General features: G+C 66.5%; 13 protein-coding genes. 5 read left to right on the forward strand and 8 right to left on the reverse strand.

All coding sequences use genetic code 11. The annotated features are described in order from the left end of the window. Positions 1-209 precede the first annotated feature (209 nt). Positions 210-1223 carry a DnaJ domain-containing protein gene (locus tag KF724_02975; protein ID MBX3354643.1) on the reverse strand — a complete coding sequence of 338 codons (1014 nt, stop codon included), beginning with the start codon at positions 1221-1223 and terminating at the stop codon, positions 210-212. A gap of 47 nt (positions 1224-1270) precedes the next feature. Here KF724_02975 and KF724_02980 point away from each other — a divergent pair, with 47 nt between their 5' ends. After that, positions 1271-3511 (forward strand): 4Fe-4S binding protein, encoded by a 2241-nt coding sequence (locus tag KF724_02980; GenBank protein ID MBX3354644.1) that lies wholly within the window; start codon positions 1271-1273, stop codon positions 3509-3511. Positions 3512-3622: 111 nt separating this feature from the next. Here the strand turns inward: KF724_02980 and KF724_02985 are convergent, their stop codons facing one another. The 3 genes from KF724_02985 to metK are packed head-to-tail and all read right to left on the reverse strand — an operon-like array spanning position 3623 to position 6667. Beyond that, positions 3623-4081, reverse strand: a complete 459-nt coding sequence (locus KF724_02985; GenBank protein MBX3354645.1) for a PTS sugar transporter subunit IIA — start codon at positions 4079-4081, stop codon at positions 3623-3625. A 22-nt stretch (positions 4082-4103) separates the two neighbouring features. Continuing rightward, entirely contained in the window at positions 4104-5426 is a 1323-nt protein-coding gene (locus KF724_02990; protein MBX3354646.1) for a hypothetical protein, read from the reverse strand. Then, positions 5423-6667 (reverse strand): methionine adenosyltransferase, encoded by a 1245-nt coding sequence (gene metK / locus KF724_02995; GenBank protein MBX3354647.1) that lies wholly within the window; start codon positions 6665-6667, stop codon positions 5423-5425. Before metK ends, KF724_02990 begins: the two co-directional genes overlap by 4 nt. 130 nt (positions 6668-6797) lie before the next feature. Between metK and KF724_03000 the strand changes: the two genes are divergently transcribed. From KF724_03000 to truD, 4 genes are read left to right on the forward strand one after another with little or no spacing between them, the layout of a single operon-like run. Continuing rightward, positions 6798-8342, forward strand: coding sequence for a S8 family serine peptidase (locus KF724_03000; protein ID MBX3354648.1), 1545 nt, complete (start codon positions 6798-6800; stop codon positions 8340-8342). A gap of 30 nt (positions 8343-8372) precedes the next feature. After that, positions 8373-8819 carry a bifunctional nuclease family protein gene (locus KF724_03005; GenBank protein ID MBX3354649.1) on the forward strand — a complete coding sequence of 149 codons (447 nt, stop codon included), beginning with the start codon at positions 8373-8375 and terminating at the stop codon, positions 8817-8819. Between the two features lie 53 nt (positions 8820-8872). Further along, entirely contained in the window at positions 8873-9466 is a 594-nt protein-coding gene (locus KF724_03010; protein MBX3354650.1) for an HAD-IA family hydrolase, read from the forward strand. Next, on the forward strand, positions 9463-10773 hold the full coding sequence (gene truD / locus KF724_03015) for a tRNA pseudouridine(13) synthase TruD (protein MBX3354651.1): 1311 nt from the start codon (positions 9463-9465) through the stop codon (positions 10771-10773). Before KF724_03010 ends, truD begins: the two co-directional genes overlap by 4 nt. 167 nt (positions 10774-10940) lie before the next feature. Here truD and KF724_03020 read toward each other — a convergent pair whose 3' ends face one another. From KF724_03020 to KF724_03035, 4 genes are all read right to left on the reverse strand, one after another. Further along, positions 10941-12110, reverse strand: coding sequence for a hypothetical protein (locus tag KF724_03020; protein MBX3354652.1), 1170 nt, complete (start codon positions 12108-12110; stop codon positions 10941-10943). Positions 12111-12350: 240 nt separating this feature from the next. Next, on the reverse strand, positions 12351-12938 hold the full coding sequence (gene tadA / locus KF724_03025; GenBank protein MBX3354653.1) for a tRNA adenosine(34) deaminase TadA: 588 nt from the start codon (positions 12936-12938) through the stop codon (positions 12351-12353). Between the two features lie 67 nt (positions 12939-13005). Continuing rightward, positions 13006-14106, reverse strand: coding sequence for a twin-arginine translocase subunit TatC (locus KF724_03030; protein MBX3354654.1), 1101 nt, complete (start codon positions 14104-14106; stop codon positions 13006-13008). A 4-nt stretch (positions 14107-14110) separates the two neighbouring features. Further along, entirely contained in the window at positions 14111-14902 is a 792-nt protein-coding gene (locus tag KF724_03035) for a TatD family hydrolase (protein ID MBX3354655.1), read from the reverse strand. Positions 14903-15112: the final 210 nt, after the last annotated feature.

Raw genomic sequence — 15112 nt, forward strand, 5'->3', positions numbered from 1 at the left:
TCCCCGGAGCCCCGCGGCGCTGCGAACCCGAGAGGCAGCGCCATCTGCAGAATGTCGATCGTGAGAATGACGATCGCCAGAGTGTCGCTCGTCTCGCGGGCCAGAGGAGGGGTGACCGCTCAGACGCCGCACGCGGACAGGAGAGGCCGCCGTGTCCTGACGCCCGGCATGCGGAGGGATGGAAGGAGTGCCGCTCATCGCCTTCAAGCCTAGGTCCAGAGATTTCGGCGCGGATCGGGAAGTCGCGCGGACATCGCTTCAAGTGCGTCACGATCCTCAGCCGTCAGCGTCTCCGGCGCCACGATCTGGAGCTCCGCGTAGAAGTCACCGCAGACGCCCTTGGCGTCGGTGATGCCCTTGCCCTTGACGCGCAGGCGACGCCCGCTTCGAGCGCCGGGCGGAACCTTGAGTGTCACACTGCCTTGAAGAAGTGGAACGGTCACGCTCGTGCCGAGCGACGCTTCCGCAATCGTGAGCGGAACGCCCAGGATGATGTCGAGGCCCTCGCGCCGAAACCAAGGGTGCGGAGTCACCCGTACGGTGACCACAAGGTCGCCGGGTGTTCCACCGCCGGGGGCAGGATGGCCCTTGCCTCGCAACCGCATGCGGGTGCCATCGCTGAGTCCAGCGGGAATCTTGAGTTCGATTTCCTCATCACGGCCCTGAACGCCTCGCAATCGAAGCGACTGTCGACCGCCGAGCGCCGCCGTCTCGAAGGCGACCGTTGTCTCCGCCTCGACATCCGCGCCCTGGTTCGGCGCACCGCCTGACCAGCCGCCGCCACCCGGCCAGGCGCCGCCGCGGCTGCCGCTGCGAGCGCCTTGGCGACCAGCGCCACTCCGCGCGTCACTTGACCCGCCGCGCGCCGAGAAGAAATCGCCGAAGTTCGAGAAGATCGACTCGAAGGTCTCAGGATCGACATCCTGCCACTGGCCCGCGCCACCGAAGGGCGAGCCCGCCGACGCGCCGCGCGCGCCGGTGCCTGGCCCCGCGGCTGCGGCGCCGCTCACACCGGCGTGACCGAACTGGTCGTAGCGCTTGCGCTTCTCCTCATCGCTCAGGATGTCGTACGCCTCCTGGATCTCCGCGAAGCGCGCCTGGGCATCGGCGGCCTTGTTCACATCGGGGTGGAGTTTTCTCGCCAGTTTCCGATGCGCCTTGCGGATGTCGTCAGCGCTGGCGCCGCGATCGATGCCAAGGACCTCGTAGTAGTCTCGAGCCATGCAGAAGGGCGAAGTATAGAAGCGACGGCGCCCGCTACGATCTCGGCATGTCCGCTCCCCGGCCTCGATGCGACGGCGGTGCCGTGTCGCTTCCGATTCTGAGTTCGAGCGGACATGCCCCGTCGGCGCCCCGCGTGAAGGAAAGTCGTTCAACGCGCTGGCGATTCGCCGTCTTGCTCGGCGTGCAGGCGCTGATCATTCTCCACATCATCCAGTGGCTCATCCAGGGGAGCACCCTCTCGCCGGTCGAGCCCTCCGAGGCGATGGAGACCGCCAAGTACGGAATCATCAACACCGGCACGGTCTTCTTTGCGCTCGCGCTCCTGTCAACGGTCATCTTCGGGCGCTTCTTCTGCGGCTGGGGGTGCCATGTGCTGCTCCTTCAGGATGGATGTGGCTGGATTCTCAAGAAGTTCGGCGTGCGCCCCAGGCCACTCCGCGCCCGCTGGCTGATGGTGGTGCCGCTGGGCTTGGCGCTCTACATGTTCGTCTGGCCGCTTGCGTGGCGCTGGGCGATCCTGCCCTATCTCCATCCCGATCCGCCGCGGATGCAGATCACCACGCAGTTCATCACGAGCGACTTCTGGGCGACCTTTCCCGGCCTCTTCATGGCCGTGCCGTTCCTCTTCGTCTGCGGCGTGATGACGGTCTACTTCCTCGGACAGAAGGGGTACTGCACCTATGCCTGTCCCTATGGAGGCTTCTTTGCGCCGATTGATCGCATCGCTCCGCTTCGCATTCGCGTGAACGACTCATGTGAACACTGTGGGCATTGCACGGCGGTCTGCACGAGCAATGTGCGCGTGCATGAAGAAGTGGCGAAGTTCGGAATGGTGGTCGACCCGGGGTGCATGAAGTGTCTCGACTGCGTGAGCGTCTGTCCGAATGAGGCGCTCTCAGTCAGTTGGGGCAGGCCCGCCACCTTCGCCAGTGCGTCTCCGGAGAGCCTGCCGAAGGCACACCATGGCAGCGCCCCGGTCCTGGCGGTGGCGGAGTCGGAGCGGGGCGGCGCCAAGGCGCACGCTTCGCACACACCCAGCGCACCCCCGCACGCTTCAGCGAAGCGGGACACGGAGTCGCAGGCGGCCGAGCGACCGCTCGAACTGCCGCGGCGCGAGGAAGCGCTGATCCTCGTCGTGGGCGTCCTCACGCTGCTTGCGGTCAACGCGCCGTTCATGCCGTCGCTCCCGGCGGCCGCGATGCCGGTCGGCGGTATCCGCACCTCGCTTCCGCTACTCTTTTCGAGCGGCGTGGCGGCGATCGTCGCCTTCATCACTTGGAAGAGTTGGCGGGTGCTGCGCCGATCAAACGAGGGCTTTCACTCCTTCGTGCTGCGCCGGGCAGGGCGCATCACTGGTGCTGGATGGAGCTGGCTGTGGGCCAACGCGGTCGTGTTCCTCTTGGTGGCCATGGTGGGTGCGCAGAACCTGGCGCTGCTGGTGGCCAATCGTGCGGATCGCAGGGCGGTCGTCCCGGCAACCAGCGTCTTCACCTTCGACGCGGTCATGCCCCCGCCAGAGGTGCTCGCCGCCGCCGAGCGCGCCGATGCGTTCTATGAGTTCGCTTCACTCATCGGTCGCGGTGGCATCGGCTTCGTTCCTCAGGTGCAGCCGTGGATCGATCTGCGGCGCGCATGGCTTGCCGCCCTTCGTCGTGATTTCGTCGCCAGCGAGCGCCTGCTGCGCAGCGCCTATGCGGGCTTCCCCGAGCGTTCACCGCTTCGGCCCGCGGTGGCCACCGACATCGTCAGGATTCTCTGGCTGCGGGGGCGGGAGGCGGAGGCCGACGCCTGGATCGAGCCGCTGCTCGCCGATCATCCGCAGGCAGAGTTCCCCGAGTGGGCGCTCGTCTTCCGACAGCGCGTGGCGATGGCGGAGAGTGAAGGCGATATGGCGCGGGCGATCACGCTCGGGCGGGCATGGCTCGAGTGGCACCCCGAGGGACTTGAAGCGATGCGACGCCTCTCGCTGCTGCTGGTTGAGCGAGGTTCGGCGGAGGAGATCGAGGAGGGGATCGCGCTCGTCCATCGCACACTCGACATCGAGCCCGACCACGCGCCGGCGTGGCGCGCCATCGCCATTGGTCACGGTCGCGCGGGGCGGGAGGCGGAGACGGAGTTCGCGCTCAGGCGAGCGGTGGAGCTTGCGCCCGTCGACTGGCGACATTGGCGCGGGCTCGGTGACTTCCTCCGCGCAACGCAGCGGATCGAGGAATCGAACGAAGCCTTCGAGGAAGCGCGTCGCCTGCAGGAACTCGAAGCGCGCGGCAGGCTTCCAGCGCCTTCATGATTGCCCTGGGCAGCGATGCGATCGTGACCGGCGCCGAACCGATGGCCACCGCGTTCAAGTGGCTGCGGTGAGACCGGACTTCATCGCGGTCGCGGCGCAGTGGCGAGGCGCTCAGCCGCCCTCGGCCTTGCGGAAGAGCTCATACAGCGACGCCGCATCGGACGCGCCATAGGTGGCTTCGCGCAGGCCCGGATCACTCAGCAGTCGACTCACGCGACCGAGCGCCTGGATGTGCAGGGAGATCTTGTCCACCGGTGAAACCAGCAGGATGAGGAGCCGCACCGGCTTCTTGTCGATCGCATCAAACGGGATCGGAGACGCGGGGCGACCGACCACCATCGCCAGATCCTTGACTGCGGCGCACTTGCCGTGCGGAATGGCCAGACCCTCGCCGATGCCGGTCGAGCGCTGGCACTCGCGCTCCCAGACCGCGGCCTTGAGCGCTGCCAGATCACTGACGCGATTGTCGCCCGCCAGCAGATCAACAAGCTCATCGATCGCGCCGCGCTTGTCGGCTGACACGAGCGGCACCTTCACGGACTCAGGTCGCAGGATCTCGAGAATGTTCATGGGGAGCGGATCGGTGATCCTATCAGATCAGCACGCTGCCGCCGCCATCCGCATGCATGGTGGGGGGAAACCCGGGACCGCCCCGCGGCAGGTGCGCCTCGCGAACGGCCTCGCGCCCGAGGTTCGCCGCCACGGTGTCGAGCCCGCCATCGAGTTCCTCGGGTTCAAGGCTGCAGGTGCAGTACAGGATCGTTCCCGCACGCCCGACGACCGCCGCATGGTGTTCCACGATCTCACGCTGCCGCGCGACCAGCGAGGCAAGCCGGCGCTGATCAAAGCGGTACTTCGCCTCCGGCCTCCGCGCGAAGACCCCGCTGTTGGAGCAGGGGACATCAAGAAGCAGCAGGTCCACCTCGCGCAGCGCGAGAATCGCCTCGGGGTCGAGAATGGTCACCTGCCCGCCGCGGGGGAAGGTGCCCTCGAGGGCGCGGCGGCGCTCGGGATCGACATCGCCCGCGATGATCTCCGCGCGGGGGAACATCGACGCGAGTTGGCGCGTCTTGGTGCCGAGTCCTGCGCAGGCATCCACGATCCGTCGCGGCGAAAGGTGACGCACGCGATCTAGCGGAGCGGCGCTTCCGGGGTCCTGCACGCGCAGCGAAGGTGTCGCTGTCATCGCGCGACGAAGGTCTCCGAGAGAACCCTGCCAGACGCGAAACCCGGCGCTCTCGTGGGCCGCGGCGCTCGGGTGACCGGCGAGGGCACCGGTCGGGTCGGCGACAATGCGCGGCGGCGGAGCGATCGAGTGCAACGCGAGCCTCCACGCCACCTCCGCGCCGTGACGCTCCAACCATCGTCGCGCGATTCCCTCAGCATGCGAAGTGGCAATCGCCATCCACGCGACGGGATCTTCGGGCCGTGGCGGCCCTTCCAGGCGCACGCTCGTCCCATCGGCCCGGGGCAGGAACAGCGCCCCTGCATGGTCGCGCGGCGGCTCGAATGAAGGCTGCCGTTCGCGTCGCCACGAGATCAGGCGGCGGAGCACCGCGTTGACGAGTCGCCCTGCGCCCGGACGGATGCGGCGCTTCGCCCACTCAACGGTGTCATTGACGACCGCGTGGTCCGGTTCGTCCATCAGGAGGAGCTGCGCACCCGCCGCGAGCAGCGCCGCTCGGAGCGGCGCCTCGATCGACGCAGGGTCGCGCTCCATCGCAACGCCTGAGAGCCACTCGAGCGTGCGCCAGCGGCGCACGCTCTCAAGAAGGATCGCGTCCGCAAGACCGCCTTCACCGCGCTCCGCAAAGGGAAGATCGGGCCACGCGGGGACAAGCGTCGCGAGGCGCTCGATCGCCGCCGTGCGCGGCGGCAGTGACGCGGCGCCGCGCCTCGTCTGCGAAGAGGTCACACCTTGAAGCCGGCCTTCCGCGCCGCCGCGGCAAGGGCCTTCGCCTTGTCGGTCCGCTCCCATGAGAAGGTCCCCGGGCCCGCCTCGTCGGGCTTGCGGCCGAAGTGACCATGCACCGCAGTGGGGGAGTAGATCGGCTTCAGCAGGTCGAGCGTGCGGATGATGCCGCTCGGCGTCAGCTCGAAGTGCTTGCGCACCTCGTCGGCGAGCCACTCATCATCGACCTTGCCCGTGCCCTGCGTCTCGATCAGCACGCTCACCGGTTCCGCCACTCCGATGGCGTAGCTCAACTGGACTTCGCAGGCCTCGGCAAGCCCTGCGGCCACGACATTCTTCGCGATATAGCGGGCCATGTAGGCGGCGGAGCGATCGACCTTCGAGGGATCCTTGCCGCTGAAGGCGCCGCCGCCGTGGCGACCACGACCTCCGTAGGTGTCCACGATGATCTTGCGCCCGGTGAGACCGCAATCGCCGTGAGGTCCGCCCACTTCGAACTGGCCGGTCGGGTTGACCCACACCTTGATCTTCGGCGACCACCACTTGCCGAGGACCGGCTTGATGATGTGCTTGATGACCTGCGCCTTCAGGGTCTTCTGCTTCGCGGGTCCATTCCAGATGGGGTCATGCTGCGTCGAGAGGACGACCGCGTCGACGCGCTTCGGCGTGAGGTTCTCGTACTCGACGGTCACCTGGCTCTTCGCGTCGGGACGGAGGCCCTTGATGAGACCCTTCTCGCGGACCTCGGCCTGTCGAGCCACGAGGCGATGCGCGAGGTCGATCGGCAGCGGCATCAGGCTCGGTGTCTCGCGGCACGCGAAGCCGAACATCATGCCCTGATCGCCGGCGCCCTGCTCCTTGGCCTTGCCGTTCAACTTCGAGTCGACTCCGCGCGCGATGTCGGGGCTCTGTCGACCGATCGCAACACTCACGCCGCAACTCTTGCCGTCGAAGCCCTTGCGCGCATCGTCATATCCCGCGCGGAGTACGGTGCGACGGACGATCTCGGGAATGTCGACATAGCCACCGCAGGTCACTTCGCCAGCGACAACCGCGAGTCCGGTGGTGACCAGCGTCTCGCAGGCAACGCGGCTCCTTGGATCGACGCGGAGCATGGCATCGAGCACGGCGTCGGAAATCTGGTCGGCGAGCTTGTCGGGGTGGCCCATCGACACGCTCTCGCTGGTGAAGAGATAGGTTCGCTTGGACATGTTTCTCGGTCCTCGATAGGGTGAACCGCGCATGCTATCGCCCCGTCGGGTTCAAGGGGAGGGGAGGGTTGGCAGGGGGGGAGCGATCGGGGCGATTGATGCATCGGCCCCCTCGGTTGCGAATGGCCCGACCCCCGTGGCTGGGCTACCCTTGAGTCGGACCATGAACCGCATCATCAAGATCTGCATGGCGACCGGGCCGCAGGCCCGACTTGAGTTCTTCGCCGGGCGAGGCAGGCTCGCCGTCATCGCCCTTGGGGCGTTCATTGGCGCGTTCTCACTCTCGGCGTGGTCCGCGCCTCAGGGCGCGGGACCGGCTGATCAGGGGCAGGCCAACGACTTCGCCGTCTTCGGCGCCGAGTTCGCGATGGGCCATGTGCTCGTCAAGCTCCGCCCCGGCGCGGTGATGGAGGCGCGCGATCTCGCGGCGCTCGGCGGAGTCTCGCTGGCGCCAACCTCGCTGGTGACCCACCGCAACGCGATGCTGGCGTCGCAGATCGGTCTCGATCGCTGGCGCACCGTGACACTCGCCGCAGGCCGTGATCCCGAGCAGGCCGTCGCAGAGCTGTCGCGCCACCCTGCGGTCGAGGTTGCGTCAGTCGACGGAGTCGGCGGGGTGGCGAGCGTGGTACCGAACGATCCTTCATTCTCCTCGCAGTGGGCGCTGCTGAACACGGGACAAGTGGCCGATGGCGTCGCGGGAATCAGTGGCTCCGATGTCGGCGCAACGGCCGCGTGGACACTGACCACGGGGGGGCGTCCCACGGTCGTCGCTGTGCTTGATTCAGGCGTGTCGCTTCACCCCGATCTCGCGGGTCGGGTGCTCCAAGGCTTCAACATCCCTGACCAGAACACCAACACAAGCGATCTGTGCGTCAGTCACGGCACGCATGTCAGTGGAATCATCGGCGCCTCGGGCAACAACGGCACGGCCATCGCAGGTCTCTGCTGGGATGTGATGATCTTGCCCGTGGTCGTCGTGAAGCCATGTGGTGGCGTTGAGTCGTGGGTCGCCGATGGCATCACCTGGGCGGTCGACAATGGTGCGGATCTCATCAACATGAGCCTCCAGTACTCGACAGGGTCCGCCTATCTCCACGACGCGGTGAAGTACGCATTCGCCTCCGGCGTGCCGATGATCGCGGCGACGGGCAACAGCAGTGCGCCGCAGCTCTCGTTCCCCGCGCGGTGGCCCGAGACGATCGCGGTTGGCGCGACCAACAACGCCGACCAGCGCTGGTGGGGCTCGAACTGGGGACCGAACATCGACCTGATGGGCCCCGGCGTCGGTGTGCTTTCGCTGGCGTCTGACGGCGGCACCATGGTCAAGACCGGCACGAGCATGGCCGCGCCGCATGTCACGGGCACAATCGCGCTGATGCTGAGCGTCAATCCATCGCTCAGCGAGTCCTCCATTCGGAGCGTTCTTCATCAGACCGCGAAGGACATTGGTGACCCCGGTTACGACTTGCTCAACGGCTGGGGGCGCGTGGATGCGTTCGCCGCCGTCTCGCTGGCCATCGACCTGCTTCCGATTCCGGGTGATCTTGATGGCAATGGCGTGGTGGATGGCGCCGATCTCGCCCTGCTGCTCGGAAGCTGGGGCGAGTGCGCGGCGTGCAATGCGTGCCCCGCGGATCTTGATGGCGATTGCTCCGTCGGTGGCTCCGATCTCGCCATTCTGCTCGGTCACTGGAGCGCTTCGTAGCAGGGGAGGGAGCCCTCGATGGCGGTGCGGATGCAGTTGTCGCGAATCTTCATTCGCGAGATGAGCGACATGCAGATCATCGAGCTCTCCGAGGGCGAGGGCGGTCGGAGTTTTCCCATCGTGATCGGGCTGCCCGAGGCCTTCGCCATCGAGCGCCGGCTCAAGGGAATCGAGGTTCCGCGGCCCCAAACCCATGACTTGCTGGCCTCGGTCATTCGATCGTTGGGCGGCACGCTTCGGCGCATTGAGATCGACGACCTTCGTGAAGGAACCTTCTTCGCCAAGCTCGTCATCGAGCACTCTGGCGAGGAGATTCGCGTCGATAGTCGGCCGAGTGACGCGATTGCCCTCGGCGTCGCGCAGGATGTTCCGATTCTCGTCGATGAGGAAGTGCTCGAAGAAGCCTCGCGTGCCCCTGATGCAGGCTCGGAGTCGATTCCCGAGATCGATCCCGATGAGGATGAGGAGGAGGATTGACGCCCCCGGGTGGATCAGCCCCATCTCGCGTGGTCTGCTTCGATCTCGGCGGCGTGATCGTTCGAATCTGCCGTTCATTCCGCGAGGGCTGCCTGGCGGCCGGGGTGACGCCCCGCGCCGATCTTGACGCGGAGATCGATCGCCGAGCCATGGGCGAGTTGGTGCATCGACACCAGTGCGGCACGATGGGTGAGGAGGAGTTCCATCAGGCGGTGAGCGCGCTGGTGGGGCATCGCGCGACGCCAGAGGAATTGCGTCGCATTCACGATGCGTGGATTCTCGGTGAGTACGGCGGGGTGGCCCAGCTCATTGATCGCATTCACGCCGCTGGTGCCGAGACGGCGTGCCTCAGCAACACCAATCATGCGCATTGGGAGTTCATGCACGGAATGCCCGCGTTCGATGCGATCCGCCACCGGCACGCCTCGCACCTGCTGGGACACTGCAAGCCCGACGCGGCGATCTTCAAGGCGTTCCTCGATCGCACCGGCTTCGCCCCTCAGTCGATCATCTACTTCGATGATCTCATTGAGAATGTCATGGCCGCCGCCGGAGTTGGATGGCGTGCCGAGCTGATTGACCCAACGCAGGACACGGCACCGCAAATCGAGCGAGCGCTCGAGCGCCACGGAGTGCTCCGATCATGAGTGAAACGGTGTCGAACCGGGGGGCATCGGCCAGTCCTGTGGCGCCCGATCCACTTCCCCGAACATGGATGCTGGGTGAGCCCGACCTGAGCGGTCGCATCAAGGCGCGGGCCGAGGATTTCCTCGTCGATGAGATCCCACTCTATGAACCCTCGGGCGAGGGAGAGCACCTCTATCTCCGAGTGCAGAAGCGGCACATGGCCCATGGCGAGCTCATCGACCTGCTCGCGCGGCACTACGAAGTCGACCCGGGAGCGATCGGCTTCGCGGGCATGAAGGATCGAGTCGGTGTGACGCAGCAGACCGTTTCGATTCACCTGCCGGGGCGAAGCGATCCCCCTCCACCGAGCGACACTCGCATTGAGATCCTCTGGCAGGCGCGCCACGGCAACAAGCTTCGTCGAGGTCACCTGCAGGGCAACCGCTTTGCGATTCGAGTGCGCGAGGTCGATCCGCTCAAGGTGACATCAGTCTGGCGACGCCTGTCGCGCCTGGCGACCACCGGTGTGCCGGACTTCTTCGGTCCGCAGCGCTTCGGCTATCGATGCAACAGCCATGTGCTCGGTCGATTGCTGCTTGGCGCATCACCCGAGGCGCTGCTCTCGGAACTGCTCGGCGCCGGCGGCTCGCCATTTCCCGAGCATCAGCGCCCGGCGCGCGAGCACTTCGACCAGGGGAAGTGGGCCGAGAGTCTTCCGCTCTGGCATCGAGGCGACTATGCGGAGCGGGCGGCGCTGGCGGCACTGGTTCGTGGAGCAACGCCAGCGCGCGCGATTTCGGCCATTCGCCGCGAGGATCGCGCCTTCTGGGTGAGCGCCCTTCAGTCGGCGATCTTCAATCAGGTTGTCGCGGAGCGGGTGCGCGCGGGCACGCTCGGCGAGATTCACCATGGTGATGTCGCCTGGCTTCATGACAATGGCGCGGTCTTCCTCGTTGGTGAAGAGGACCTCGCCGAGCGCGATGAAGGTCGCGCCATCGCTCCGCGACTGGCGGCGTTCGAGCTTTCTCCGAGCGGGCCTCTGCCGGGGCCCGGCATGGTGGCGGCCACGGGCCGTGCTGGTGAATGTGAACGCGAGGCCATGCTTCGCTTCGGAGGGGAAGTGCTCATGAGCGCGGCACCCGATGGGCCGCAAGGGGCTCGGCGCCCGCTTCGCGTGCGCGTGGGCCATCCATCGGTCGAGGGGTCGATGGACGAGCATGGTCCCTTCATTCGGCTGGCCTTCGATCTTCCCAAGGGCGCCTATGCGACGGTCGTGCTGCGCGAGCTCTTCAGAGATGCGGAGTCTGGGGCGCACGATGAGCCGTGATCGTCGCGGGTTCCGCGATGGGCACGCATGGCGTCGCAACGACGGGTCGCCGAGACCCCGAGATGGCCACTCAGGCTGCATCGCATCGGTGGGACGATCGCCCGACCTTCATCGACCTCGCGGCGACGCTCCGATCATCAGCGAGAGCGGCCTCGTGAACGGCGCACTCAATCTTGCTCGCGCCGACGACCTCGGCCGATCGCAAGAGCCAGGGCCATGAGTCCGATCGCGCCTGGAGCCGGGATGGGAGGCGGAGGAGGCGGGCTGGGGTTGTTTCCACCACCGCCGCCGCCACCACCACCGCCACCGCCGCCGTTGGTCGGCGTTGGAACCACCGTCTGTGGAGGCGCTGACACGAACTGACCATCCGCACCGGCGAACCCGCCGGGGCCGGAGTAGAGGCCGGTGTAGAAGCCGCTCGGAAAGCCCGCTCCGGTGCTCACTCCACCATCGTTAGAGCCGTCGCCCACGACGCCGGCGAGCACCTGGCGGAAGGCATCCTCATCGAAGTCGCTCGGCATCACATCGGCACCGATGCCGGTGAACCAGCCCTTGACCATGGCTGGAGCGCCGGGTTCGATCTCCATTCGGACGCCCACCAACGACTGATCAGATGGCACGCCCATGTCGCCGCTCAGATCCATGCCGACCATGCTGATGGCGAACGGCGCGTCGCTCTGATTGGTGAGAATGCTGATTCCGGTCTCACCCTCGGCGATGCGAGCAGGCGGAACAGGAATGCCGCGACCCACCTGCGGATTGTCAATGTCACCGCCGACGATCGGCGCCATTGAGAAGCTGGCGCCTCGCAAGGAGCCGACGGCCACCATCTCCGGCTCGGGATCGTCGTTGTCGGGATCGTTGTCACGCTGGGGCGACGCGGCGAACATGTCGATGCGCACGCGGCGCGTGCCATCGGTGTAGAGCATTCGGCTCAGGCTGTATCCGGAGAGCACATCGAGACCCGATGCGATGTTCTCCGCATTCACTTCGCGACCGAGCGCCAGGCCGACGGGACTTCCGGGCCGACCGATCGAGTCATCGGGGACGAGCTCAAACTGGCTGCTTCCTGGCGCGGCGACATAGATGCGCACCGCCGATGCATTGCCGAGCCCACCTTCAACTGCGGTCAGCGTGCGCTGACCCATCGTGACATTGCGCACCCAGACATCCCCGGAGAAGACTCCGCGCGTGACCGTGGCGTCAGAGGTGTAGAACTCGCCGGTCTGAAAGGTTGCAATCACCGCCGTCACGCTGGAGCCGATCACCATCGCGGCCAGCGCGCCAAGTGAAGCGATGGGCTGAAGACGGGCAGATCGATCGGCATGGCGTCGCATGGTCGAGACTCCTCTGAACTTCGTGAGGGTCATTGCCGCTGGTGCGGCATTCGGCGGTCGGGTGCGCCCGCGCGGATCTCGCGTCGCGGTCGCACATCCTGAGTACGCGCTCAAGACACTTTGAGTGTGGAAAGCGACTGGGCAGATGTCCGCTCGAAGACTGCGATTTGGATGCCCAAAGTCGGGCTCCGCGGAACATTCCTGCAGAGACCGGCCCGGAAACGCGAACTGTGTTCCGTTCTAGGACCTCGGAGTCCGCCGGGCGGCTCGTCGTGGCGCAAAGAATGCCCGAAGTTGCCGTGCCGCACGGGTTTGCATCACGCCGCCGCAGACCCGGAGCCGGTGGTTCAGGCGCGGGTCACTCGGGATTTCATAGAGCGTGCCGCAGGCCCCCGCCTTCGGGTCAAAGGCGGCGAAGACGAGATGGCTCACCCGCGCATTGACGAGCGCACCAGCGCACATCGGACAGGGTTCGAGCGTGACCGCCATGCGAGTTTCCCCCAGGCGCCATTGACCCGCAGCAATGCCGGCGCGACGGAGCGCGACGACTTCTGCATGCGCGGTCGGATCGGCGCCAGCCTCACGCTCATTGAACGCCTCGCCCAGGATCACTCCATTGCGATACAGCACCGCGCCGACGGGCACTTCGCCGCGACGGGCCGCGATGCGGGCGAGTTCAAGCGCCCGCTCCATCATCTGCAGATCGGTCAACTCAAACCATGGATGGTGGCGCCTCCATCGCGCGACGAGAGCGCGCCGGCGGGCCATCATGCGGCGATGCCGGCGTCTCCGAAGTGCCGCGCGAGCCTCGGGCGATTGTCCGCTCATGGCCGGATCCGTCCGCGACCGAGCGCGAGCGCACAACCGCCAGCCGCGTCTACTCGGGTGCGTCCGCTCATGGCCGAATCCGTCCGCGACCGAGCGCGAGATCCTTGACGCGATTCATCACCGATCCTTCGGCAACCGCACGCGGCGGGGCCACGACCAGCAGCACGATGCCCAGCTCATAGAGCAGGTAGAGCGGAATGGCCATCAGCATCATCGAGACCGGATCGACGGTGGGCGTAATGATCGCCGCCGCAATGATGCAAATGAAGACGGCGTGGCGGCGATATCGGCGCAGGAGGTCCACTTCGATCACGCCAATCCACCCGAGGAGGAGAACGACCAGCGGTAACTGGAAGCCGATCGCCACCGCCAGCATGAGCGTCAGCACGAAGTCGAGGTACTCCCGAAGCCGGAACTGCTGGTCGAGCTGGCCGAGTCGACGAAGGGGAATCGAGAAGATCTCGAGGCGTCCCTCGGTTCCGGCTGGAAGCGCCGCGCGAAGTTCATGCGCCGGCGTCAGCCAGAGGTCGCCGGGACGCAGGTGCGTCGGCGGCTCGGCGAAGATTGGAATGCGCAGTGGAGCCGGACCATCGACCGCAGGCGGGGCGGGGCGCGCCTCGCCTTCGGCGGCACCCGAGAGCGCGGCGGAGAGTTCGGGCGGCGCTTCGTCGACTTCGACCGGTGCCGGACCGCCGAAGCTCACCAGGAACTTGAGCATCAGCGGCAGCATCACGAAGTAGAGGAGCAGCATGCCGATGACCGTGAGCGCGGCGCTCATGGGCACCAGCATGCGGACGAAGCGCTTTTCCGACGCATAGAGGCCCGGCTCGACGAACTTCCATGCCTGCCAGAGGATCCACGGTGCGGAGAGGATCAGCGCGACGACGAGCGCCAGGTGCATGTCGGCACCGATCGTCTCCACGGGGTTGAGCACCTGGAGCGACGGCGGAATGCCGCTCGCCCGCTGGGCGGCGAATGCCGGCTCGCAGAGAATCGCCCTGATCGAAGGCGCGAAGAGGAACGCCACTACGGCGAGCGGCAGCGGCAGCGCGACCGCGAGGATCAACCTCTTCCGGAGCTCATCGAGGTGGTCGCCGAAGCTCATCACCCCGCGAGGTTCGGCGTTGTTAGCGCCGCCGGAGTCGTGGGAGTCGTGGGCGTCGTGCACGCGTTCATGCTACGGCGGGCCGCGGCAGGTTGAAGAAGCGCCGGGCGTTGTCATCGAGGGTTTCGCTCATCACCTCGGGGGCCAGGCCATGCAGGGCTGCCAGCTTCGCCGCGACCAGCGGGACATGGGCCGGCCGATTGGGAAAGGTGCCGCGCATGGGCTCGGGCGAGAGGAACGGCGCATCGGTCTCGACCATCAGGCGATCCAGCGGCACGAGGGCCGCCGCCTCGGCGACGAGCGGCGCGTTCGCATAGGTGACGATGCCGGTGAAGCTGATCATCGATCCGAGATCGAGCACTCGGCGCGCTTCATCGGGTGAGCCGCTGAAGCAGTGAAAGACCATGCGTTCCATCGGCAAGGTCGATTGCACCAGCACCGGGAGCAGATCGTCGAAGGCATCGCGGCAGTGAATCACGATCGGAAGGTCCAGCCCCTCCGAGCGCCACCGCGCGATACGATCAAGCTGTTCGAGCAGGACTTCGAGTTGCACCTTCAAGGGGGGCTTTCGGTGATGGCGATCGAGACCGAGTTCGCCCCACGCAACGCACCGGGGACCGGAGGCAACCTCGCGGAGATCGCCCCAGTTGACCGGCTGGTCGCTGTAGAGCGGGTGGACGCCCGCCGTGTGGAAGACTTCGGGGTGGGTCTCGGAGATCGTCCTCGCGCGGATCGCGTCAGCGCTCGTGGTGCTCACAGAGATCGCTTGCTTCACACCCGCAGCATGCATCGCGGCAACTTCCTCGGCGACGCGCCCTTCGAAGACGCTGAAACTGAGGTGGCAGTGGGTGTCGATCAAGGGTTGCGGCGCCTCGGGCGAGGGTGTGACTCTACCGGAGCCACAACGAGCCTCCAGGTTGGGGTCCGATTCGGCCCGGCGGGGGGGTGAAGTCGCGCTGAGCGGTACCCAAACGGCAATTGAGAGTCACTCTCAACGCGGTGATTTCTTGACCATCCCGAAGCGCGTCCCGTAGCATCAGAAACCTTACTTCGTGAAAATTGGCACGGA

It is taken from the genome of Phycisphaeraceae bacterium (assembly GCA_019636735.1).
Lineage (GTDB): Bacteria > Planctomycetota > Phycisphaerae > Phycisphaerales > SM1A02 > VGXK01.